Source organism: Rodentibacter caecimuris (assembly GCF_001019715.1).
GTDB classification, from domain to species: Bacteria; Pseudomonadota; Gammaproteobacteria; order Enterobacterales; family Pasteurellaceae; genus Rodentibacter; species Rodentibacter caecimuris.
This window is the reverse complement of record NZ_BBXJ01000001.1, coordinates 739,751-764,199: the sequence shown is the minus strand read 5'-3', so window position 1 is coordinate 764,199 and position 24,449 is coordinate 739,751. Positions and strand designations below refer to the sequence as shown.

Genomic DNA, 24,449 nt, shown 5'->3' with positions numbered 1-24,449 from the left:
TTAGCGGAAATTTAGAAACATTTATTTTATTGACGAATTTAGGGGGGATGTATGTCTACCACATTAAAAGTGTTAAATGCCAAAACGGTTATTGCAGAGCACAAAATTAAGCAAGGCGAAACGTTAACGTTAGCTGCAAAAGTCGAAGCTAATTATCAACTTATTGATGATAAAACAGGCTTTGGGCCGGAGAATATTATTACTAAACGGGAAGATAATGATTTAAAAATCTTCTTAAAAGATGGTGACGTTAAAGAAGATATTGTCATCAAAGATTACTATGATGAAGAGGCAGGAAAAGAAACAAGCAACTTATTAATTGGTCAAGCCGATAATGGCAAGATCTATGCATATATTCCAGAATCGGGTGTAAAAACTGATGCGGTGAGTTTACTTGCTGATCAAGTAGCAGCACCACAAATTCTAGGTGGTGACGAATTAGCTAGTGCGTTCTGGGCATTTAACCCATGGTGGTTAGCCGCATTAGTTCCATTGGCAGCAGGTATCACTATTGCAGCGAGCAACAGCGGAGGTAGTTCAGGCAACAATAATGGTTCTAATAATGAAGAACCGGACAATACAGCTCCAGTAAAAGCAGCAAAAAATGCAGTAGCTGCAGCAGAGAAGGCAGCATCTGACCTAGATAAAGCGATTGCGGAAGCCCAAAAAGGCGGTTTAACTGCGGAAGAAAAGTCTAAGTTAGACGAGCAAGCAAAAGAAGCGGATGCATTAAAAGATGCAGCGAAAGCGGCAGTGGATGCGTTACCGGATACGAGTACGGATAAAACGGATTTAACTACACGTGTTGAGGTGATTGACAACCGTGTGCCTGATGTAACGGAAGACCCGGCAACTGAAGCGAAAGCCGCAGTAGAAGCAGCAGAAAAAGCGGCCAAAGTATTAGATGAAGCGATTGCAAATGCGGAGAAAAATCCGGATGGCAGCTTAAAAGATGAAGCGGCATTAAAAGCCCAGCAAGATGAAGCGAATGCATTAAAAGAGGCGGCGAAAGAAGCGATTGCGAAAGTGACCGATGATGCACAGAAAGCCGAGCTTGATAAGCAAGCAGATGCGATTAACAACGACTTCCCGACGGCAGACCCGGTGAAAGCGGCGGATGAGGCGTTAGCGAAGGCAAAAGCAGCGGAAGCGGCATTAGATGAAGCGATTGCAAATGCGGAGAAAAATCCGGATGGCAGCTTAAAAGATGAAGCGGCATTAAAAGCCCAGCAAGATGAAGCGAATGCATTAAAAGAGGCGGCGAAAGAAGCGATTGCGAAAGTGACCGATGATGCGCAGAAAGTCGAGCTTGATAAGCAAGCAGATGCGATTAACAACGACTTCCCGACGGCAGACCCGGTGAAAGCGGCGGATGAGGCGTTAGCGAAGGCAAAAGCTGCGGAAGCGGCATTAGATGAAGCGATTGCAAATGCAGAGAAAAATCCGGATGGCAGCCTCAAAGATGAAGCAGCATTAAAAGCACAGCAAGATGAAGCGAATGCGTTAAAAGAGGCGGCGAAAGAAGCGATTGCGAAAGTGACCGATGATGCACAGAAAGCCGAGCTTGATAAGCAAGCAGATGCGATTAACAACGACTTCCCGACGGCAGACCCGGTGAAAGCGGCGGATGAGGCGTTAGCGAAGGCAAAAGCAGCGGAAGCGGCATTAGATGAAGCGATTGCAAATGCGGAGAAAAATCCGGATGGCAGCTTAAAAGATGAAGCGGCATTAAAAGCCCAGCAAGATGAAGCGAATGCATTAAAAGAGGCGGCGAAAGAAGCGATTGCGAAAGTGACCGATGATGCGCAGAAAGTCGAGCTTGATAAGCAAGCAGATGCGATTAACAACGACTTCCCGACGGCAGACCCGGTGAAAGCGGCGGATGAGGCGTTAGCGAAGGCGAAAGCAGCGGAAGCGGCATTAGATGAAGCGATTGCAAATGCGGAGAAAAATCCGGATGGCAGCCTCAAAGATGAAGCAGCATTAAAAGCACAGCAAGATGAAGCGAATGCGTTAAAAGAGGCGGCGAAAGAAGCGATTGCGAAAGTGACCGATGATGCGCAGAAAGTCGAGCTTGATAAGCAAGCAGATGCGATTAACAACGACTTCCCGACGGCAGACCCGGTGAAAGCGGCGGATGAGGCGTTAGCGAAGGCAAAAGCTGCGGAAGCGGCATTAGATGAAGCGATTGCAAATGCAGAGAAAAATCCGGATGGCAGCCTCAAAGATGAAGCAGCATTAAAAGCACAGCAAGATGAAGCGAATGCGTTAAAAGAGGCGGCGAAAGAAGCGATTGCGAAAGTGACCGATGATGCACAGAAAGCCGAGCTTGATAAGCAAGCAGATGCGATTAACAACGACTTCCCGACGGCAGACCCGGTGAAAGCGGCGGATGAGGCGTTAGCGAAGGCGAAAGCAGCGGAAGCGGCATTAGATGAAGCGATTGCAAATGCGGAGAAAAATCCGGACGGCAGCTTAAAAGATGAAGCGGCATTAAAAGCCCAGCAAGATGAAGCGAATGCATTAAAAGAGGCGGCGAAAGAAGCGATTGCGAAAGTGACTGATGATGCACAGAAAGCCGAGCTTGATAAGCAAGCAGATGCGATTAACAACGACTTCCCGACGGCAGACCCGGTGAAAGCGGCGGATGAGGCGTTAGCGAAGGCGAAAGCAGCGGAAGCGGCATTAGATGAAGCGATTGCAAATGCGGAGAAAAATCCGGACGGCAGCTTAAAAGACGAGTCAGATGTAGACTTACTAGTCGCTCAAAATAACGCTAATGCCTTTAAAGAGTTTGCTGAAAGATTAATTGAACGTTTGCCGGATAGTATGAAGAAAACTGAGTTAGCAGAACAAGTTGAGTCAATTAACAATGATTTTCCGGTAGGGGATCCCCTGAAAGCGGCGGAATATATCTTAGCAGAAGCGAAAGAGGCTGAAGCGGCATTAGATGAAGCGATTGCAAATGCGGAGAAAAATCCGGATGGCAGCCTCAAAGATGAAGCAGCATTAAAAGCACAGCAAGATGAAGCGAATGCGTTAAAAGAGGCGGCGAAAGAAGCGATTGCGAAAGTGACCGATGATGCACAGAAAGCCGAGCTTGATAAGCAAGCAGATGCGATTAACAACGACTTCCCGACGGCAGACCCGGTGAAAGCGGCGGATGAGGCGTTAGCGAAGGCGAAAGCAGCGGAAGCGGCATTAGATGAAGCGATTGCAAATGCGGAGAAAAATCCGGATGGCAGCCTCAAAGATGAAGCAGCATTAAAAGCACAGCAAGATGAAGCGAATGCGTTAAAAGAGGCGGCGAAAGAAGCGATTGCGAAAGTGACCGATGATGCACAGAAAGCCGAGCTTGATAAGCAAGCAGATGCGATTAACAACGACTTCCCGACGGCAGACCCGGTGAAAGCGGCGGATGAGGCGTTAGCGAAGGCAAAAGCAGCGGAAGCGGCATTAGATGAAGCGATTGCAAATGCGGAGAAAAATCCGGATGGCAGCTTAAAAGATGAAGCGGCATTAAAAGCCCAGCAAGATGAAGCGAATGCATTAAAAGAGGCGGCGAAAGAAGCGATTGCGAAAGTGACCGATGATGCGCAGAAAGTCGAGCTTGATAAGCAAGCAGATGCGATTAACAACGACTTCCCGACGGCAGACCCGGTGAAAGCGGCGGATGAGGCGTTAGCGAAGGCAAAAGCAGCGGAAGCGGCATTAGATGAAGCGATTGCAAATGCGGAGAAAAATCCGGATGGCAGCTTAAAAGATGAAGCGGCATTAAAAGCCCAGCAAGATGAAGCGAATGCATTAAAAGAGGCGGCGAAAGAAGCGATTGCGAAAGTGACTGATGATGCACAGAAAGCCGAGCTTGATAAGCAAGCAGATGCGATTAACAACGACTTCCCGACGGCAGACCCGGTGAAAGCGGCGGATGAGGCGTTAGCGAAGGCGAAAGCAGCGGAAGCGGCATTAGATGAAGCGATTGCAAATGCGGAGAAAAATCCGGATGGCAGCTTAAAAGATGAAGCGGCATTAAAAGCCCAGCAAGATGAAGCGAATGCATTAAAAGAGGCGGCGAAAGAAGCGATTGCGAAAGTGACTGATGATGCACAGAAAGCCGAGCTTGATAAGCAAGCAGATGCGATTAACAACGACTTCCCGACGGCAGACCCGGTGAAAGCGGCGGATGAGGCGTTAGCGAAGGCGAAAGCAGCGGAAGCGGCATTAGATGAAGCGATTGCAAATGCGGAGAAAAATCCGGATGGCAGCTTAAAAGATGAAGCGGCATTAAAAGCACAGCAAGATGAAGCGAATGCGTTAAAAGAGGCGGCGAAAGAAGCGATTGCGAAAGTGACCGATGATGCACAGAAAGCCGAGCTTGATAAGCAAGCGGATGAGATTAACAATGACTTCCCGGAGGTAGAAGAGCCATATCCATTGCCAGATCAAACGGATACAAGCGCTTGGGAAGATGATGGCGAGGATTCGGATGACCCGAGAGATGCAGATCCTAGAGATGATAGTGAAGTAGATGATACACCGCAACTTGAACCGAATGTTATTATAACAGGTCGTCCAATTCCATCGGCTAAGCCTAGTAAATCGGTTGTTGATAAGATCAAAGCAAAAAATCCTAATTCAGTTGATCAAATTAATGATCAAGCTCAGATTGATGGAAATGAGGCAGCCAATCTTGTTGTCGTTGGTCGGGGGACGGATAGTACTAATATTGCGGGAAGACAATCAATCACTGCTGGTAGTATTAAAACTAACGGTGGTGATGATACGGTGGTTATTACTAATAATGTGATTCGTTCCACAATTGATACCGGTGCTGATAATGATAAGTTGGATATTCGAGGTAATTCCCGTTCCTCTATCTTATCAATGGGAACCGGAGATGATGTACTCACCATTCGTGGTAAGTTAGCCGGTGTAAATAATCAAGTGAACCTTGGAGATGGTGATGATACGATGATTGTTGCTGGTGGTGCGGTATTCAACGGTTCTGCAGCGAGTAGCCATGCAACTAAGACAAACTGGAATAAGATTGATTTAGGTGCAGGTAATGACAAATTATCAATTGGTGAAAAAGGTGCAGGTAATATCCAATATACGGATATTCAAGCAGGTAGCGGAGATGATGTGATCACGTTATCTCCAAACAGAGGCAAAGGGGATTTATTCTGGGTCAATGTTGATTTGGGCGATGGAAATGATGAACTTATCGTCAAAGCCAGTGATTTACGTATGACGTATATCAATGGAGGGGAAGGTAATGATACGATTGATTTAAGCCAAGCTCAATTCACAACCACTTATCATACTCATGTAGGTGATACACGTATTGATGGTGGAAACGGCAACGATAAGATTATTTTAGGTGATGTTGGTTATACTACAGATGCTCATTACTATAAGATAACTGGTGGTGCTGGCGATGATATTGTTGAATTTACTCAAGATTATAGTATTCATGAATATAATACTGGTGGAGCTGAAATAAACACTAATCGTAATCAAGTTGATATTCAAGGCGGTGAAGGTTTTGATACCGTATCAATTACTGGTAGTGGTACAACAGTGGATATGAGTTCGGGCACTAGCGGTTCAAATAGACCGGAAGGACTGAGAGATTTTGAAGCGGTTGATATGACTGCGAGCGGGAGTCAAACGGTAAAAGTGAAATTAGCTGATGTATTGGCAAATTCTGGTACTCTTTATGTTGCAGGGGATAGTTCCGATACCGTTGATCTTGGATCTGACGGAAATGGCAGTTTAGGTGGATTTAGTAAAACGACCGAAACAACGACAAGAACTGCGTTAGACGGTTCAGAACATACTTATACTGCTTATACAAACGGGAATGCTAAAGTATATATTGATGATACAATCACTAATATTATCTAATTGCAGATAACTAAAGTTTACCAAAGAGGGTAAACTTTTAAGTAAGCTGAATCAAAATGGTACGATTGGCAATATTTGCTGTTCGTGCCGTTTTTTATTCTTGTAAAATAATATCTTAATTTTGTTTTCACTATGGAAAGGAAAAATAAAAGTGCGGTTAAAAATCAGAAAGTTTTTAACCGCTCTTCATTGGGTTATTTCTGGATGGTAATTGTCCACTTTGCATCACCGATTTGTTCAAAATTGGTGATTTCATAACCTTCCTCTGCCGCCCAGGCTGGGATAGCTTCTGTGGCTTGAGTACAGTCAAATTCAATTTCAAGACCGTCGCCTTTATTGAGTTTCGCCATTTCTGCCTTTGCTTCCACTAATGGAAAGGGGCAAACTAAACCAAGTGTCGGTAATTTAACAATCATTTTTTCTCCTCAAATTAAGCGGTTACTGCTTTTAATCGTTGTGGACGGATAATGGTGAAATAAGCGGCAAACCAAGTGCCAAGCACCATTAATGGGAGGGAGATCCAACCCTGCCATGAAAAGTATGCCGTGGCGACAAGGGCATTACCGATTGAGCAGCCTCCTGCTAAGCTCGCCCCGATACCCATTAGTGAGCCGCCGAATGCACTATGTACCATGGTTTGCGTATCCGGTAGGCGGAGACGAAATTCATTACTGCCTTTTGCCGCAATAAATGAACCGATAAAGATTCCCAATACTAAGAATATGCCCCAATTAATAAATTTTGCTTCATTGGTGATGAGGTATTGCATAATGTTTGCCGATGGTGTGGTGATACCCAAACCGCCAATTCGTCCGGTTGCCACACTTAACGGCCAAGCTGCAAATGCAATCAAACCGATTAATATGGCTGAAACAAAGGGATGCCAACGTTTTTCAAATAAAATGTGGGCAATGCCGGTTTTTTTAGGTTTTAGCGTGGCGACCTTTGCCTGTGGCTTCGCAAGATGTTTGTACACGTAATAGCCTGTGATAACGGTTAATAATGCCACGAGCCACCATGCGGATACACCGATGCTTTCATAAATATTGCGTTCGTCTATTTTGATACTACGCAGTGTTTGATTGAATTCGCCAAGCGGGCCGGTACGCATCATGGCACTAAATAACATATACATGATTAACGCCGCCCAGCTACCGATTAAACCTTCCGCTGCACGATACCAAGTTCCCGTCGCACAACCGCCGGCATAAATAATACCGATACCGAAAATAAATGATCCGACGATCACGGCAACAAATTCAAAATTTTTGGTGGGCTCAATATTCAACCAGCCAATTTCTTTTAAAATGAAAAAACCGATAGATTGCACGGTGATAGCAATGAGTAAGGCGACAAACATTTTATTGTTTTTTGTCACATATAAATCACGAAATGCGCCGGTGATACAAAAACGTCCGCGTTGCATGACAAAGCCGAGCAAAATACCACAACATAACCCTGTCAAAAGCATAAAACCTCCTTAGATTAAAAATCGTTGGTTTTATTTTTAATAAAATTAAGTTATATGCGCCAAGAATTTTTAGTTAATTGATATGTGCTTTTGGAATAAAAAGTGCGGTTAAAAAACGGGCTCTGTATAGCAGCCAGATAAAAATTTAATCGACTAAAAAGGGTAAAATCCCGATTGAATTTAACTCAATCGGGATTTTATTATGTTCGAAAGCGATTTGAGTTCGCCGCATTGAATATCGCTTAATACGCTTAGACGGAAGTATTTAAGTGGTATTTTAATAATGGAGAATAGGCTAACATATCGTCGAAAATAGAAAATTCAACCGTATTTATTTCAAGCAACGGATTTTGTTGTTTAAACGTGTCGGACCAAATTTTTCTTTGGATTTCAATACGGACTAATTGTTCCGGTGTATATTTTTTCCAGTTGTGTGCTAGTATCTTGTGGAACATGGCTAACAATTGAATTTCCGGGATAACGTAGTGCTTGCCCGTCATAATCAAATTTATAGCTTGTCCCTACGGTTGGTAAAATTCATTTTGAAACAATAATTTTTACAGGCGAAAACAACTGTTTTAATTATAAAAATTGCGGTGAATTGAAGAGTATTTACCTTGAGAGTGACTCTGTAAATTGGATTGGTCGATAAATTGCGCTTTTGCAACGGTCATCGGGGAAATCCCCTTAATTGGCGGTATCGCCTTTGGGGGGAGTTTTTGACGAAGAAATTAAGAGCAGGGTTTACTCACCATAATTTCAATCACTTGGCGATCAATATACTGCATACTTTTTGAGGCGATGGCGCAGAGGTTGTCGATAGTGCGATCGAGATCATGTTCAACGATACCCTCGTTGCCAGTGACACGGGTTTCATCCATTGCCATCAATACGGATTTGTAGCCTGATGCCACACTGGTGGAGACTTTCATTGCACAGCTGTTTGCCGCACCGTCGCAAATGATGCCGCTAATATCGCCGATCATACTGCAAATGCCCATGCTGGCAGTTTCAAATTTCCCCGTTAATAAATAAGCAATGCCGGCACAGCTTCCCATGGATGCGGTGGTTACCGCACAAAGTGCGGATAATTTCGGCAGTTTACTGTGAATATAAATCGCCATTAAATGTGATAAAAATAACGCGCGTAGGCGTTTTTCTTCATTGATATTTAAATAATCGGCGATCACCACCACGGGCATGGTGGCGGTAATCCCTTGATTTCCCGAACCGGAATTACTCATTGCAGGCAAGGTTGCCCCACCCATTCGGGCATCGGAGGCTGCGGTGGTTTCGATCATTATTTTGCTAAGTAGATCGTCTGAAATTAGGCCGCTGCCAACTTGTTTACGTAAAGTTCGCCCGATATGTAAGCCGTAGTTTTCCCGTAAACCCTCATTAGAAAGGGCTCGATTGAGTTCGGCGGTTTGCCCGATAAAGCGAATTTTGTCTAGCGGAACTTGGCAGGAAAATTCAAAAATTTCACGCGCGGTGACCTGTTTGAAAATCTCGTAGGGATCATCATCGGTATATTCATTTTCTGTTTTTTCAAAGAGGATTTCGCCATTTTTTTCAACCAAAATTACATTCGTATGTTGATCTTGAATGACCACTCTCACCCAATCTTTATCGGCTAAAAGCACCGCCTCTGAATAGAGAATGTGATCCGTTGGGTGAATATCAACAGTCACAAGTTTTTGATTAAGCATGGCTCTTGCTACTGAAACTTGTTGTGGTGTGATATGTTTTAACACTTCCAATCCCCCCTCAGAATCGCCACCTAATGCACCAATTGCTGCGGCAATGGGCAAGCCAACCATACCCGTTCCCGGCACGGCTACACCCAAACCGTTTTTCATTAGGTTTGGTGATACTTTGGCTGCAATACGTTCCGGCTTTTTGCCTAAATATTTAGCCGCTGTTGCAGAGGCAAGGGCAAGAGAAATCGGTTCGGTACAACCGAGTGCCGGAACCACATCTTTTTGAACGATGGCGATGAGTTGATCGCTAATTTGTTGTAATTTGTTATTCATAATGGGCTCCTATAAAAAGGTAAGGAAAGGAGATATGCACAATAAAATACCTGTGATGATAATGATGTAAAGTGAGACACCTTTGTATTTATGTAACATTGGCACTTTATACACTAAGTATGCAGGGATTAAACAACCGACTAAACCAAAAATGGGGCTACAAATTGAAGTGAAGCTCAATACTGGCGCATTGAGTACAATAGCTCCCCAAGCCAGTAAAATTGCGCCAATCATAATGCCTTTTTGTACATAATGTTGATTGATTTTATCTTCAGGCATAATACGCGCGAGTAGGTTTATTACAATCCCTTGGGTGGCTTCACGAAAGCCAAGATATACACCAAAGAATGCTGTCATTACGGCGAAGATATTTAAAATCATGCCAACATAGGTTGCCCAAGAGCCCGGGAAGAATTGTGCGACGATGGCAAGGGCTGAAATATTTTGTTCATAGGCTTTTACCGCTTCTTCGTGCCCTATGGCAAGGGTGAAAGATACTGCGTAGAAAAATACTGTGGTAAACAAAATAAAGAATGCGATATTCATGGCGCGTAAGGCTTTACGGCGGGCTATTTCATGATTCACTTCTTTTTGACGGTAGGATATGACCATCGGACTCAAGGTTTGAATAAATAAAATTGAGGTTAAGGTGAACGGCAGGGTGATGATTGCGTTTTTAATTAACAAACCGGCAGGCGGCAGTGCAGCAATGTTATATAAATGCCACATACCGATCATGGCAAAGCCAAGTGCAGCGACGACAAATAATTTAGTCAGAACCATAAAGCTGGAAAGTTTAAATAATAGTTTTTCACCTCTAGATGAAATTGCTACCAAAATACAGATAAGAATTAAACCGTAAAATGGATTTTCAGAGAGTAAGGTTTTGGTTACGCCAAAGGTGTGTAAATATGAGGCACTGTCATTTGTAATCGCGGTGGAATACACAAACATCCAAATAATTAACATCACAAAATAAAGTGCGCCTAATAAAATCCCCCAGTTTTTGCCAAGATAACCTGAAATGACACTTGGATAATCTTGACATTTTGGTGATTCGGCAAGGGTGTTAATAAATAATCGTTGAAACAAATACATGGCGGGGTAGCCAATGACGGAGGACAACAAAAATACCCACATGCCCATCAATCCCACTTGTACAGGCAAAAATACGATGCCCGCACCAATTGCCATACCAATACTCATAATGACCCAACCGAAATCGGTAGCATCAAATTTCATTACGGCTTTAAGTTCCGCTTTTGAAAGTTCATTTTTCATCGTTTTCTCCAAGTAAGAAAATAAGTTTGTTTCTTTATTTGCTTTCCTTGAGTGAAAAGAACATCAATTAAAAATTATTCACCTTTGAGTTGGCGAAGGTGCTTATAAAGGGCATATTTGGTTAAACGAAGGTTCTCTGCCACAAACCTTTCGTCTTTTGATGGAATCGCTAAATTTTGTTGTGGCATTAAATTTGCCATAGTTTTATCTAATGGGTAAGACAAATTCAGATTCATGCAAAGTAATCCAGTGGGGTTGCCGTTTCCGACTAAAATAACAGGCGTGGTGGATTTGACTAAATGTCCATCATTTCTGGTGGAAAAATAAATTTGTTCTAACTGTTTGAGGGCTTTTTGATCGTTTTTGAGAATTTTTAAGGCGTTATCTGTAATCGGCGCCCCGATAGAACGCCCTGTGTGAAAGCCGTTTACAATTTTTACTACAGAACAACTGAGTTCACCTAACCGGTGAACCACTACTTCGCAACATTGCCCCAGTAAATTGGCGAGGGAGTCGGCTAAATGAAAATAAGATTGTAGTATATGTTGAACGACATCTTGTGTAATTGAAGTTGGCTGTGCATCGTTCATTTTTTCTTCTCATCACTTTACGGTTGAGGCAAAGTATGATGAAGTTATTTTGAACGGTCAAACTAATTTAACTACAATCTTGATTTTGGTTAAGTTTTTTATACTTTTTAGAAGAAAAAATCCATTGTGAAAACACAGGGGATGTTAAACTTAGCAACTATTTTATGGCTCAATTAAATTGAACCTGCTTTCTCGATCACCAAAATCCGAGCTTCACCTTGTGGGATAGCGAGATGTTCAGTGCCAATTCCGGCGTAGAAAATGTCGCCGGTTTTAAGTAATGTCATTTTTTCTTCGTTATTTTCTTTGTAATGCATTTCTACTATACCATCCAAGACAGCAAAAACTTCTTCGCCATCATTGATATGCCATTTATAAGGTTGATTCGTCCAATGTAAACGTACACTGATACCGTTCATTTCAGTGATATCTAGGGCCCCCCAGGGACGTTTGGCTGTGAAATCTTTACTACAAATAATTTGATATGTCATATTGCCTCCATTTAATGCGCTTCATCCCAGTTTTTCCCGACGCCGACATCTACAATCAAAGGTACGACAAGTTCAGCGGCGGTTTCCATATTTTGTTTGATTAGTTTGCTAAAAAACTCGACTTTTTCCGACCGCACCTCAAACACTAATTCATCATGTACTTGCATAATCATATCAATATCGGGATCCTGGCGAAAGAGTTCGTCAAGTTTAATCATCGCACGTTTAATAATATCTGCTGCCGTGCCTTGCATTGGGGCATTGATGGCAACCCGTTCCGCTCCTTTTCGGCGCATTGCGTTAGCGGCATTAATATCCGGCAAATATAAACGACGACCGAATAGGGTTTCCACATAGCCTTGTGCTTTGGCTTTCTCGCGGATATCCTGCATAAAGGTTTGTACCCCCGGATAACGTTGGAAATATAAATCCATATATTTTTGTGCATCGCCACGTGGAATGCCAAGTTGGCGGGAAAGCCCAAAAGCGGACATCCCATAAATCAAACCAAAGTTGATGGCTTTTGCATTGCGGCGTTGCTCACCGGTTACTTCATTCAATGGTACGCCAAAGATTTCAGCAGCAGTGGAACGGTGAATATCTTTACCTTGTGCAAAGGCATTAATCAAACCTTGATCCTGAGATAAATGCGCCATAATGCGCAATTCGATTTGGGAATAGTCGGCAGCCAAGACGGAATAGCCTTCACGGGCAATAAAAGCTTGACGAATACGGCGACCTTCTTCATTACGGATCGGAATATTTTGTAAATTCGGATCACTGGAGGATAAACGCCCTGTTGCGGTTACCGCTTGATGGTAAGAGGTATGAACACGCCCTGTGTTCGGAGCTACCATTTGCGGTAATTTATCCGTATAGGTCGATTTTAATTTGCTTAAGCCTCGATGTTCCACTAATACTTTTGGCAATTCGTGACTGTATGCCAATTCTTCCAATACTTCTTCATTAGTAGAAGGAGCACCTTTCGGGGTTTTTTGCAGTACCGGTAAACCGAGTTTATCAAATAAAATTTCTTGTAGTTGTTTGGTGGATGCTAGATTAAAGGTTTGCCCGGCGAGTTCGTAAGCGCGTGCTTCAAGTGCGGTCAATCTTGTTGCAATTTCATTAGATTGCATGAACAAGGCATCACTATCAATCAATACGCCGGTGCGTTCCATACGGGAAAGTACGCTTAACAACGGCAATTCCATTTCTTCAAAAAGTGTGACTAAACTTGGCGTTTGCTGTAATTTCTGCCATAGTGCTTGTTGGAGTTTCATCGTGACATCTGCATCTTCGGCGGCATATTCCGCCGCTTGTTCCAATGGAATTTGATTGAATGTCAGTTGATTTTTACCTTTACCGGCAATATCTTCAAAGCTGATAGTCTGATGTCCTAAATAGCGTTTAGCGAGATCATCCATATTGTGACGACCGGTGCTGTCCAGCACATAGGATTCTAACATCGTATCAAAAGCAACACCTTGCACATCAATGCCATTTCGCACCAAAATGGTGAGATCATATTTGATATTTTGTCCTACTTTTTTGATGTTGGCATTTTCAAGAATCGGTTTGAGTGCAGAAAGTGCGGTTGTTTTTTCGAGTGTTTGAGGCGCACCGAGATAATCCAGTTGTAGCGGAAGGTAAGCCGCTTCACCGTTCTCAAGCGCAAAAGAAAGCCCGACAAGATTCGCCGCCATATAATTCAGACTGTCGGTTTCGGTATCTAAGGCAAATAGGGAGGCTTTTGATAGCTTATCAATCCAACGCTCAAGATCAGCTGAAGTGAGTAAGGTTTCATATCGGCTGCGATCAATTTGAATTTCCGGTAATTTTTCAACCGCACTTCCCGACGGAATACTTTGTGTGGCTTGATACGGATTTATTTTCACCGATTGATCGTTTGCCTGTGTGATGGAATCCGAACCGTTCATGACTTCATTTAACCAACGTTTAAATTCATAGCGACCAAAATATTCAATCAATCGGTCATTATCACTTTCACCGAGCAATAATTCGTCAGGCGTTATGTTTAATAGCACATCGGTTTTAATCGTTGCAAGGGTGTAAGATAAATCCGCATTTTGTTTTTCGGCAATCAATTTTTCACCGAGCTTTTTTGCCCCTCGAATCGGCAACTCAGCCACCTTATCAAGATTGGCATAAATTTCGGCCATATTGCCGAGACCTTGTAAAAGCCCCAGTGCGGTTTTTTCTCCCACACCGGCAACCCCCGGAATGTTATCCGAGCTATCGCCCATCAGTGCAAGGTAATCAATAATGAGTTCCGGCGGAATACCGTATTTTTCAATCACACCTTGGCGGTCCAATAAGCTATTGTTCATGGTATTGATGAGCATAATATTGTCATCTACCAGTTGTGCCATATCTTTATCGCCGGTGCTGATAAGCACTTTTTTACCGTTGTGGGACGCTTGTCTGGCGAGTGTGCCGATAACATCATCCGCTTCTACGCCCTCTACCACTAAAAGGGGAATACCAAGGGCGCGGATCATATCGTGTAACGGTTGAATTTGCTTTCTGAGATCATCGGGCATAGGCGGGCGATGAGATTTGTATTGTTCGAACAGCTCATCCCGGAAGGTTTTCCCTTTGGCATCAAATACCACGGCAATGTGGCTAGGCTGCACCTGTGAAATCAGGCTTTTAAGCATATTTAATACACCATACATTGCACCGGTTGGCTCACCAGCGGAATTCGTTAAAGGGGGAAATGCATGAAATGCGCGATATAAGTAAGAAGAACCATCCACTAATACCAATGGATTTGCTGCGATCTGTGCCATAAAAATCTCATATGAAAGCTAAAGATGGCGACATTATAGCGTAAATTCAGAGTCGGAGCGAAGCGCTAAAGCCGACTGACGCGATGTAAAAAATATGACGAAAAAGTTTGCTTATGGCATAATGCCGTCCCGTTCAAAAATGAAAATTAAAGGAAATACAATGTCATTAAAATCGGTTGAAATTGTCGTATTGGGACAAGTATTACGTTTAAATGTGCCTTATGAGCAGGAAGAGGATTTACGCCAAGCGGCACGTAATTTAGATGCGTTGGTTTCTGAAATGAAAGAAAAAACAGGGTTAATTCAGCTTGATCGTGTGCTTTCTATTGTGGCATTAAATTTGAGTTTTGAACTGACTCAAGAGAAACACAAAAATGCACAAATCGAAGAAGTGTTGAAAACACGGATTCGCCAGTTAGATCATTCTTTGGAGAGCATTCGTTCTGCAAGAGAATAATTTGTGAGCAAGATCGCAGATTTTAAAAATAAAGGCTGGTAAAAACACCTGCTTTTCGCTAGTATAACGGCATAGAGATTTCCTGGAATGTTCGACAATGGGTTATGTCCCTGAGCCGATACTTAAAATCTTATAAATCGGTTTCCGTCATTGGTGTGTAGGCTTTGCCTTTATTCTTCTCCTGAAAAATAAAGGAATTAAGAAACCTGAAAATGACCTTATCGATTTCCTTGAACCGTCGGGTTCAAGGACTACCACCCATAACGGCATTCCGGGTTCTTTCCTTCTACCTTTATGAATATTCAGCAACAACGCCAACAAATTCGTCGTCAGATTCGAAAAACTCGCTCGAATTTGACCGCACTTCAACAACAGCAGGCAGAGCAAACCGTTACGCAGCAAGCCCTTAATTTGATAGAACGCCGTCAGGCAAAAAATATCGCGTTATATCTCTCTTTTGATGGTGAAATTTCAACCCAATCCCTAATAAAAACCCTCTGGAAAAAAAATAAAAAAGTATTTTTACCCGTCTTGCACCCTTTTGCGAAAAATCACTTACTCTTTTTACAGTATTTGCCTGACACTCCGATGGTGCAAAACCGTTTTGGCATTTGGGAACCAAAATTGAATGTTCAGAATGTGTTACCAATCAATGAGTTGGATATTCTTTTTACTCCCTTGGTCGCATTTGACAAACAGGGAAACCGATTGGGAATGGGCGGTGGATTTTATGATCGTACATTGCAGAATTGGCAACAAAAAGCCTTTATTCCTGTTGGTTTAGCCCATGCTTGCCAGCAGGTTGAGACATTGCCAATTGAACATTGGGATATCCCGCTTTTTAATATTTTGATTGGGTAAAATCTATCATTTCAATTTAATTGATAGGTAAAATCAAAAATATTTCATTTTTCCCCTTGAAATCCCCCCAAATGATCTTACTTACCTTGTGTGAACGGCGAAAGCCAAATTGAATGTAACTTAAGAGGGAAAGATAAAATGAATATAGAAAAATTTACCACAAAATTCCAACAAGCCTTGAGTGAGGCACAATCTCTCGCGCTTGGCAAAGATAATCAATTTATCGAACCGGTGCATTTATTGACCGCACTTTTAAACCAACAAGACGGCTCGGTTGCCCCGATTTTAACTGCAAGCGGGGTAAATGTTGCCTTATTGCGTAATGAGTTAAATAGCGAACTCAATAAATTGCCGCAAGTTTCCGGCAATGGGGGAGATGTGCAAATTTCCCGTCAATTACTTAACTTATTGAATTTATGCGACAAACTTGCCCAACAAAGACAAGATAAATTTATTTCAAGCGAGTTGTTTTTGCTTGCCACATTAGAGGAACGCGGCGTGTTAAAGGATGTTTTAACCAAATGCGGGGCGAAAAAAGAACAAATTGCGCAAACGATTCAACAAATTCGTGGAGGACAAAGCGTGAACGATCAAAATGCGGAAGAAAGCAGACAAGCTCTTGAAAAATATACGATTGATTTAACTAAACGGGCAGAAAGCGGCAAACTTGATCCGGTGATTGGACGTGATGAAGAAATCCGTCGAACCATTCAAGTTTTGCAACGCCGGACTAAAAATAACCCGGTCTTAATTGGCGAACCGGGCGTGGGGAAAACCGCCATTGTAGAAGGTTTGGCGCAGCGTATTGTAAACGGTGAAGTGCCGGAAGGGCTGAAAAATAAACGTGTTCTTTCTTTAGATATGGGCGCGTTGATTGCGGGCGCAAAATATCGTGGTGAATTTGAGGAACGCTTGAAAGCGGTATTGAATGAATTAGCAAAAGAAGAAGGCAGAGTCATTCTATTTATTGATGAAATTCACACCATGGTTGGCGCTGGTAAAACAGATGGTGCCATGGATGCCGGTAACTTGTTAAAACCAAGTTTGGCACGTGGTGAATTGCACTGTGTAGGGGCGACAACCTTAGATGAATATCGTCAATATATTGAAAAAGATGCGGCATTGGAGCGTCGTTTTCAAAAAGTGTTTGTGGACGAACCAAGCGTAGAAGATACTATCGCCATTTTACGTGGTTTAAAAGAGCGTTATGAAATTCACCACCATGTGGATATTACCGACCCAGCGATTGTGGCGGCGGCGACCCTTTCACATCGTTATATTTCCGATCGCCAATTGCCGGATAAAGCCATTGATTTAATTGATGAAGCAGCATCCAGTATTCGTATGGAAATTGATTCCAAACCGGAACCGCTTGATCGTCTTGAACGTCGCATTATCCAATTAAAATTGGAGCAACAAGCACTGAAAAAAGAGGAAGATGAGGCAAGCCGTAAACGTTTGGAAACCTTAGAAAAAGAACTTGCCGATAAAGAACGTGAATATGCGGAATTAGAGGAAGTATGGAAATCTGAAAAAGCCACACTTTCCGGTTCACAACATATTAAACAAGCACTGGATGCGGCGAAAACTGAAATGGAGCAAGCCCGCCGTGCCGGTGATTTAAACAAAATGTCGGAACTACAATACGGTCGCATTCCTGAATTGGAAAAACAACTTGCTCAGGCTGAAACGAGCGAAGGCAAAGAAATGAGCTTATTACGTTATCGTGTGACCGATGAAGAAATTGCAGAAGTGCTTTCCAAAGCGACAGGGATTCCAGTGTCCAAAATGATGGAAGGGGAAAAAGAAAAACTGTTGCGGATGGAAGAAGAATTGCACAAACGTGTGATTGGTCAGAACGAAGCGGTGAATGCCGTAGCCAATGCGATTCGCCGTAGCCGTGCCGGGCTTTCCGATCCAAACCGTCCGATTGGTTCTTTCTTATTCTTAGGGCCAACCGGTGTAGGGAAAACGGAATTGTGTAAAACTTTGGCAAAATTCCTCTTTGACAGTGATGATGCAATGGTGCGCATTGATATGTCGGAATTTATGGAAAAACACAGCGTTTCCCGTTTAGTCGGTGCGCCTCCGGGTTATGTGGGCTATGAAGAAGGCGGTTATTTAACGGAGGCGGTTCGTCGTCGTCCTTATTCTGTGATTTTACTTGACGAGGTTGAGAAAGCGCACGCCGATGTATTCAATATCTTGTTACAAGTGTTGGATGACGGGCGTTTAACCGATGGTCAAGGAAGAACGGTGGATTTCCGTAATACCGTGGTGATTATGACCTCAAACTTGGGTTCCCATTTAATTCAGGAACATCAAGGCGAAGGCTATGAGGAAATGAAAAATCGAGTGATGTCGGTTGTGGGGCAACATTTCCGTCCGGAATTTATCAACCGTATTGATGAAACCGTGGTGTTCCACCCGTTGGAGAAAGAAAATATCCGTTCCATTGCAAGCATTCAATTAGAACGTCTGGCAAAACGTATGGAAAGCCGTGGCTATGAAATTGTATTCAGCGAAGCACTCATTGATTTCATTGGTGAAGTAGGCTATGACCCTCTTTATGGTGCGCGCCCGTTAAAACGAGCGATTCAGCAAGAGATCGAAAATCCATTGGCACAACAAATCCTTTCCGGTAAATTGCTGCCAAGCAGTGTGGTAACTGTGGATTATACCGATGGCAAGGTTGTAGCAAAACAATAAATCTAAAATACAAAAAGTGCGGTCATTTTTAACCGCACTTTTTTACTTTCTACTTAAAATCAAAAACCGACAATTATAAGGATTTTTTTTGTCTTTTTCTCGATATTCTTCAAATTCAATATGCCATTCATCCCAATTTAATTCAGGGAAAAAGGTATCGCCATCAATTTCCGCTTGAATTTGGGTTAAATAGAGTTTATCCGCTTGGGGTAAATATTGTTTAAACAGTTCACCGCCGCCAATTAGCATAGTTTCCTCAGAATCTCTGACAAAATCAACCGCACTTTCGAGGCTGTTTTTCCAGATGATACCTTCCTGTTCAAACGGTTTGCGCGAAAGCACAATATTCACCCGTTTAGGGAGAGGGCGACCAATACTCTCAAAGGTTTTGCGCCCCATAATGACCGGTTTCCCTGTGGTATTTTTTCTGAACCAAGCAAGGTCAGCCGGCAGATGCCAAGGCATTTGGTTATCTTTGCCGATTACATGGTTAAGGGTTGTTGCGACAATTAAACTGAACGTCATAAAAGCTCCTTGTTGAATTGCTGAGCAATATATCATAGCACAATACAAATTTAATGCTTTTTAATGAGTTTAGTGCTAACGTATGCGACATTTTTTGATAATTAAAAAGGGTTAATAAAATGAATAAAACCATTGTTGTGAAGTTCGGTACCAGCACCTTAACCCAAGGTTCACCCAAATTAAATTCACCGCATATGATGGAAATTGTGCGACAAATTGCACAACTTCATCATGAAGGTTTTCGTATTGTGATTGTTACCTCCGGTGCTATTGCCGCAGGTCGCTATTATTTGAACCACCCGCAATTACCGCCAACCATTGCATCGAAACAATTACTTGCCGCTGTGGGGCAAAGCCAGCTCATTCAAGCGTGGGAAAAATTGTTTGCGATTTATGATATTCATATCGGTCAAATTTTACTGACTCGTGCGGATATTGAAGATCGCGAGCGTTTTCTTAATGCGCGGGATACCTTGCACGCATTGTTAGATAACCGAATCATTCCCGTGATTAACGAAAACGATGCGGTGGCAACGGCGGAAATTAAAGTAGGGGATAATGATAACTTATCGGCATTGGTGGCGATTTTGGTGCAAGCGGAACAACTTTATCTTTTAACGGATCAGCAAGGGTTATTTGATAGTGATCCGCGTAAAAATCCGGAGGCAAAATTGATTCCGGTCGTGGATAAAATTACCGATCATATTCGTTCCATTGCGGGAGGAAGTGGTACAACCCTGGGTACGGGCGGAATGAGTACTAAGATTATTGCCGCTGATGTAGCAACACGTTCCGGTATTGAAACGATTATTGCTCCGGGTAATCGTTCAAATGTGATTGTGGATTTGGCACACGAACAGGATATTGGCTCGAAGTTTACCGCCCATCATACCGATCGCTTGGAAAGTCGTAAGCAATGGTTATTTGCCGCACCTTCAGCCGGTGTGATTACTATTGATGAAGGGGCGGAACAGGCGATGCTGGTTCAAAATAAATCCCTTTTACCGGCGGGGATTGTTGCTGTGGAGGGGCGTTTTTCCCGTGGTGAAGTCGTGAAAATTCGCAATCAGGCGGGCAAAGACATTGCGCTCGGCATGCCACGTTATAACAATGAGGCTTTGTTACGCATTATGGGAAAAAAATCGCAAGATATTGAAGCGATTTTGGGCTATGAATATGGCGCAGTTGCGCTTCACCGTGATGATATGATTATTTTATAAAGGATGTAGTTGTGAAAAAAGTGTTTATTTTTAGTTTTTTATGTGGTTTTTTTACGTTAAATGTGTCGGCAGATAGTGGTGTCGGGCGTTCTCCCTTTTATGTGAATGCCTCAACAAAACGCCTAAATACGGCTGATTGTAATGATGTCGATGATTGGTACTTGGATGGTTTTAGAGTGGGAAAAACGTTCAGCACCTATCAACAAAGTTTATTGCAGCAGCGTATTAGCTACTGCCAACAGTACGGTGGCGTTTCTAATGGGTTGAAATCTGCATGGATGCAGGGCTACAAAAAAGGTGCGCCGGTTCAGAAAAAACAAGGGAAGAAAAAACGAAAAAAACAAGCTCGAGTTTAGTCTTCAAGTGCGGTCAGAAAATCACATAACTTTTTGACCGCACTTTTCTTTTAAATTATTGTCCTCAATTTGTGTTTTTATTTAAGGAAGTAAATGATGAAAAAATTAATGCTCGCGTCGATGATTTTAGCTTTATCCGCTTGTGGGCAACATTCCACACGTTCGCCTATTTCAGTCAATCAATATGAAAAGCGCCTTAACACCATTGTTTGTCATGATGTGGATGATTGGTATTTGGATGGCTATCGTGTGGGAAAGGATTATGCCAAATACAGTCAAAGCCAATTAAATCAACGTATTCAATATTGTGACGGGATGACAAGTACGCAACGTAGCGCATGGTTTGACGGATTTAGTTCGGGTAATGGGGGGACGCAATAGATACCGTTAAAAAGACGAAGAATAAAAAAGTGCGGTGAATTTCAACCGCACTTTTTATCTTTTTGTTATTGAGAATTAAAGAATATCCAATAATTCCACTTCAAATACAAGGGTAGAGAATGGTGGAATAGAAGCACCTGCGCCCCGTTCACCGTAGGCTAATTCGTGTGGAATGGTGAGTTTCCATTTAGATCCTACCGGCATCATTTGTAATGCTTCTACCCAGCCGCGAATCACACCATTTACCGGAAATTCCGCAGGCTGACCGCGTGATACCGAACTATCAAACACGGTTCCGTTTGGTAACGTACCGGTATAGTGAACGCGAACTTTATCGGTTGCCGACGGTTTTGCGCCCGTACCTTCCGTCATGATTTCATATTGAAGTCCGCTGTCAGTGACGGTTACACCTGATTTTTTCGCATTTTCTGCTAAAAAGGCTTTCCCTTCTTCTTCAATGGCTTTGAATTGAGCTTGTTGCGCTTCTGCCGCTTGTTGCTGAAGTTGTTGTACGGAAAGCATTAATTCATTAATGTCTAAGGCAGGTTGATTATGATTTAACGCATCGAAAATGCCTTTTGCGAGAGCTTCTACGGTAATATCCATTTGGCTTTCGAGTAATTGCTGACCGATTTGTAAACCAATACCGTAGCTTCCTTTTTCAGAAAGGTTTTCTAATTTAATTTGTTCAAAATTCATGTGTTTTCCTTTTAATTAAAAATTAATTTTTATATGCCAAAATTTCACCCATGCGCACCGGCTCGCCCGCAGTGAGGTGAGAGGCTAAATGCACTTGATTTTCTTGGAATAAATTGATGACGGTCGAGCCGAGTTGGAACCAGCCCATTTCTTGACCTTTGGTAAATTTCACCGCACTTTCACCTTCATAAGTCCAAGTTTTCACTTCATTGTGACGTGGCGGATTAATTATTCCCGCCCACGTTGTGCCGATACTGGCGGTAATGGTTGCACCCACGAGGATTTGCACCATTGTGCCGAATGTCGTATCAAAAACACAAATAAGGCGCTCGTTACGGGCGAATAAATTTGGTACGTGTCGGGCTAAAAACGGATTCACTGAAAATAAATCGCCCGGTACGTAAATCATTTTACGAAGCGTCGCATCACAGGGCATATGTACACGGTGATAATCACGAGGTGAAAGGTAAGTGGTGGCAAACTCCCCGTTTTTAAAGGTTTCGACCAATTCTTTATCCTCTGCTAAGAGATCTTCTAAACGAAAAAAATGGCCTTTTGCCTGCAATAAAAGGTTGTCATCAATATGACCGCATTCGCTAATATGGCCGTCCGCCGGTAGGCAAAGTGCGGTCGGATTTTGATTAATTGGGCGACTGTTGTTTTTTAGCGGACGAATAAAAAATTCGTTAAAACTGGCGTATTCATTGAATTGTTCTTTTTGTGCAATGCTCATATCAATGTTGTATTTTTTGGCAAAGGCTTTAATGGCAAGATGTGTCACGGCTCCCCATTTTTGCTTTGCAAACCACCCGGCAAATCGGGTTAAATAGAGTTGAGGCATCACATATTGAAAAGCGATTTTCAGGCGTTGCCAGTAAGAAATTGAGTTCATACTTGTTTTTCCTCATAAAAAATGAGGGGTGATTATAGCAATTTTTGTCGTTCTTCCAACTTTTAAATTTATAGAAAAAAACTACCGCACTTTGCGTTAGATCAGAAAATAATCCCCCTTAGCTATTGTTCAACGAAATCAAAAAGAGTATATTCAGCCCCAAATTTTCATTTTTAGAACGGAGTTTTATTATGTTTGGTTTATCCCCTGCACAAATGATCATTTTATTAGTGGTGATTTTGTTGGTTTTCGGTACGAAAAAATTAAGAAATGCAGGCTCTGATCTTGGTGCTGCGGTAAAAGGTTTTAAAAAAGCGATGCAAGATGATGAGCCAAAAACCAAGGATGCAGAGTTTAAGTCTATTGATAACAATACTGAAGCTGCAAAAACTGAGACAGTAAAAGAAAAAGAACAGGTATAACCCGTGTTTGATGTTGGTTTTTCCGAACTTGTTTTATTAATGATCGTGGGGCTGGTTGTACTGGGGCCTAAGCGCTTGCCTGTGGCGATCAGAACTGTTATGGGCTGGGTAAAAACCATTCGCGGGCTAGCGGCTAATGTTCAAAATGAATTAAAACAAGAACTGAAATTACAAGAATTGCAGGATAGTATTAAGAAGGCGGAATCTTTGAATTTGCAAACGCTTTCTCCCGAGCTAAGTAAAACCGTTGAAGAGTTAAAAGTACAAGCGGATAAAATGCGTGCCGAACTGGAAAGTAAGGCGGCAGAGGCGGGGACAACGGTAGAAGAGCAAATTAAAGAAATTAAAAGTGCGGCTGAAAATAGGGATAAATTTACGGAGTCGCCAATTCCTGAAGAAGAGCCTATGGAAAACCAAGAGGATGAAAAAACGGCGTCGAATTTGACCGCACTTGAGCCGCATGAGCAAGCGGAATTAACCGAACGCTTATCTGATTATTATCCGCCGGATGATATAGGTGTTGCGCCGCCAACAAAATTAAAATCCCAACCATAGAGAGTTTTTATGAGTCACGTGGATGAATCTCAACCCCTCATAACCCACCTTGTCGAATTAAGAAACCGCTTGCTACGTAGTGTGATTTGCGTGGTTTTGGTGTTTCTTGCCTTGGTGTATTTTTCAAACGATATTTATCATTTTGTCGCTGCGCCGCTAACAGCGGTGATGCCGAAAGGGGCAACAATGATTGCGACAAATATTCAAACACCGTTTTTCACACCGATTAAATTAACCGCAATTGTGGCGGTGTTTATTTCCGTTCCTTATTTGCTTTATCAAATTTGGGCGTTTGTTGCTCCCGCGTTATATCAGCATGAAAAACGAATGATTTACCCATTACTGTTTTCCAGCACGATTTTATTCTATTGCGGCGTTGCATTTGCCTATTACGTGGTATTTCCGTTCGTATTTGGCTTTTTTACCCAAACTGCACCGGAAGGGGTTGCTATTGCTACGGATATTAGTAGCTATCTTGATTTTGCTTTAGCATTATTCCTTGCTTTCGGTATATGTTTTGAAGTACCGGTTGCCATTATTTTGCTTTGCTGGACAGGCGTTACTACGGTGAAATCCCTTTCTGAAAAGCGCCCTTATGTTATCGTTGGGGCATTTTTTGTTGGGATGATTTTGACACCGCCCGATATCTTTTCACAGACTTTACTTGCCGTGCCGATGTGTTTATTGTTTGAACTCGGCTTATTAGTGGCACGTTTTTATCAACCGAAAGACAATGATGAAGAAAGTGCGGTTGAAAATTCGTCAGAATCTGAAAAATCAGAATAATGA

Annotated in this window: 21 protein-coding genes and 1 other RNA gene; 11 read left to right on the top strand and 11 right to left on the bottom strand. The window is 42.6% G+C overall.

Translation table 11 applies throughout. From position 1 onward, the window contains the following. Nucleotides 1–51 precede the first annotated feature (51 nt). The gene (locus tag PNEUHYL_RS03655; protein ID WP_059365910.1) at nucleotides 52–5,907 is read left to right on the top strand and encodes a GA-like domain-containing protein; all 5,856 of its coding nucleotides are present in this window, start codon (nucleotides 52–54) and stop codon (nucleotides 5,905–5,907) included. Between the two features lie 194 nt (nucleotides 5,908–6,101). Here PNEUHYL_RS03655 and PNEUHYL_RS03650 read toward each other — a convergent pair whose 3' ends face one another. The 8 genes from PNEUHYL_RS03650 to polA form a co-directional block, all read right to left on the bottom strand. Continuing rightward, the gene (locus tag PNEUHYL_RS03650; protein WP_059365909.1) at nucleotides 6,102–6,323 is read right to left on the bottom strand and encodes a sulfurtransferase TusA family protein; all 222 of its coding nucleotides are present in this window, start codon (nucleotides 6,321–6,323) and stop codon (nucleotides 6,102–6,104) included. A gap of 14 nt (nucleotides 6,324–6,337) precedes the next feature. Further along, nucleotides 6,338–7,378: a YeeE/YedE family protein gene (locus PNEUHYL_RS03645; protein WP_059365908.1), complete on the bottom strand. Its 1,041-nt coding sequence runs from the start codon at nucleotides 7,376–7,378 to the stop codon at nucleotides 6,338–6,340. Nucleotides 7,379–7,768: 390 nt separating this feature from the next. Continuing rightward, nucleotides 7,769–7,915, bottom strand: a complete 147-nt coding sequence (locus tag PNEUHYL_RS13950; protein ID WP_110890499.1) for a DUF1868 domain-containing protein — start codon at nucleotides 7,913–7,915, stop codon at nucleotides 7,769–7,771. 194 nt (nucleotides 7,916–8,109) lie between these two features. Then, nucleotides 8,110–9,411, bottom strand: a complete 1,302-nt coding sequence (locus PNEUHYL_RS03635) for an L-cysteine desulfidase family protein (RefSeq protein ID WP_059365906.1) — start codon at nucleotides 9,409–9,411, stop codon at nucleotides 8,110–8,112. Between the two features lie 9 nt (nucleotides 9,412–9,420). After that, nucleotides 9,421–10,692, bottom strand: a complete 1,272-nt coding sequence (locus PNEUHYL_RS03630) for an SLC5/6 family protein (protein ID WP_059365905.1) — start codon at nucleotides 10,690–10,692, stop codon at nucleotides 9,421–9,423. Nucleotides 10,693–10,766: 74 nt separating this feature from the next. Further along, nucleotides 10,767–11,282 (bottom strand): PAS domain-containing protein, encoded by a 516-nt coding sequence (locus PNEUHYL_RS03625; RefSeq protein WP_059365904.1) that lies wholly within the window; start codon nucleotides 11,280–11,282, stop codon nucleotides 10,767–10,769. Between the two features lie 173 nt (nucleotides 11,283–11,455). Further along, nucleotides 11,456–11,773: a cupin domain-containing protein gene (locus PNEUHYL_RS03620; protein ID WP_059365903.1), complete on the bottom strand. Its 318-nt coding sequence runs from the start codon at nucleotides 11,771–11,773 to the stop codon at nucleotides 11,456–11,458. 11 nt (nucleotides 11,774–11,784) lie between these two features. Then, a complete protein-coding gene (polA, locus tag PNEUHYL_RS03615; RefSeq protein ID WP_059365902.1) occupies nucleotides 11,785–14,583 on the bottom strand; it encodes a DNA polymerase I in 2,799 nt (932 codons plus the stop codon). A gap of 160 nt (nucleotides 14,584–14,743) precedes the next feature. On the opposite strand from polA, the gene PNEUHYL_RS03610 reads away from it, so the two are divergent. The 4 genes from PNEUHYL_RS03610 to clpB all read left to right on the top strand — a co-directional run bounded on the left by PNEUHYL_RS03610 (nucleotide 14,744) and on the right by clpB (nucleotide 18,610). Continuing rightward, nucleotides 14,744–15,040 (top strand): cell division protein ZapA, encoded by a 297-nt coding sequence (locus PNEUHYL_RS03610; protein ID WP_059365901.1) that lies wholly within the window; start codon nucleotides 14,744–14,746, stop codon nucleotides 15,038–15,040. A gap of 76 nt (nucleotides 15,041–15,116) precedes the next feature. Beyond that, nucleotides 15,117–15,322, top strand: a non-coding RNA gene (gene ssrS, locus PNEUHYL_RS03605) — 6S RNA. Between the two features lie 12 nt (nucleotides 15,323–15,334). Further along, entirely contained in the window at nucleotides 15,335–15,901 is a 567-nt protein-coding gene (locus PNEUHYL_RS03600; protein WP_059368809.1) for a 5-formyltetrahydrofolate cyclo-ligase, read from the top strand. 138 nt (nucleotides 15,902–16,039) lie between these two features. Further along, entirely contained in the window at nucleotides 16,040–18,610 is a 2,571-nt protein-coding gene (clpB, locus tag PNEUHYL_RS03595; RefSeq protein WP_059365900.1) for an ATP-dependent chaperone ClpB, read from the top strand. Nucleotides 18,611–18,652: 42 nt separating this feature from the next. Here clpB and folA read toward each other — a convergent pair whose 3' ends face one another. Beyond that, on the bottom strand, nucleotides 18,653–19,135 hold the full coding sequence (gene folA / locus PNEUHYL_RS03590; RefSeq protein WP_059365899.1) for a type 3 dihydrofolate reductase: 483 nt from the start codon (nucleotides 19,133–19,135) through the stop codon (nucleotides 18,653–18,655). A gap of 119 nt (nucleotides 19,136–19,254) precedes the next feature. Between folA and proB the strand changes: the two genes are divergently transcribed. The 3 genes from proB (at nucleotide 19,255) to PNEUHYL_RS03575 (ending at nucleotide 21,092) form a co-directional block, all read left to right on the top strand. Next, a complete protein-coding gene (gene proB / locus PNEUHYL_RS03585) occupies nucleotides 19,255–20,355 on the top strand; it encodes a glutamate 5-kinase (protein WP_059365898.1) in 1,101 nt (366 codons plus the stop codon). Nucleotides 20,356–20,366: 11 nt separating this feature from the next. Beyond that, on the top strand, nucleotides 20,367–20,711 hold the full coding sequence (locus PNEUHYL_RS03580) for a hypothetical protein (RefSeq protein ID WP_059365897.1): 345 nt from the start codon (nucleotides 20,367–20,369) through the stop codon (nucleotides 20,709–20,711). A 93-nt stretch (nucleotides 20,712–20,804) separates the two neighbouring features. Beyond that, nucleotides 20,805–21,092 (top strand): hypothetical protein, encoded by a 288-nt coding sequence (locus PNEUHYL_RS03575; protein ID WP_129582397.1) that lies wholly within the window; start codon nucleotides 20,805–20,807, stop codon nucleotides 21,090–21,092. Nucleotides 21,093–21,167: 75 nt separating this feature from the next. Here the strand turns inward: PNEUHYL_RS03575 and PNEUHYL_RS03570 are convergent, their stop codons facing one another. Beyond that, complete coding sequence (locus tag PNEUHYL_RS03570) at nucleotides 21,168–21,791, bottom strand: BamJ family beta-barrel-assembly machinery protein (RefSeq protein ID WP_059365895.1); 624 nt, start codon at nucleotides 21,789–21,791, stop codon at nucleotides 21,168–21,170. A gap of 22 nt (nucleotides 21,792–21,813) precedes the next feature. Next, entirely contained in the window at nucleotides 21,814–22,683 is an 870-nt protein-coding gene (gene asd / locus PNEUHYL_RS03565) for an archaetidylserine decarboxylase (RefSeq protein ID WP_059365894.1), read from the bottom strand. Between the two features lie 191 nt (nucleotides 22,684–22,874). On the opposite strand from asd, the gene tatA reads away from it, so the two are divergent. From tatA to tatC, 3 genes are read left to right on the top strand one after another with little or no spacing between them, the layout of a single operon-like run. Next, nucleotides 22,875–23,105, top strand: coding sequence for a twin-arginine translocase TatA/TatE family subunit (tatA, locus tag PNEUHYL_RS03560; protein ID WP_059365893.1), 231 nt, complete (start codon nucleotides 22,875–22,877; stop codon nucleotides 23,103–23,105). 3 nt (nucleotides 23,106–23,108) lie between these two features. Then, the gene (gene tatB / locus PNEUHYL_RS03555) at nucleotides 23,109–23,660 is read left to right on the top strand and encodes a Sec-independent protein translocase protein TatB (RefSeq protein ID WP_059365892.1); all 552 of its coding nucleotides are present in this window, start codon (nucleotides 23,109–23,111) and stop codon (nucleotides 23,658–23,660) included. Nucleotides 23,661–23,669: 9 nt separating this feature from the next. After that, nucleotides 23,670–24,446, top strand: a complete 777-nt coding sequence (tatC, locus tag PNEUHYL_RS03550; protein WP_059365891.1) for a twin-arginine translocase subunit TatC — start codon at nucleotides 23,670–23,672, stop codon at nucleotides 24,444–24,446. Nucleotides 24,447–24,449 lie beyond the last annotated feature (3 nt).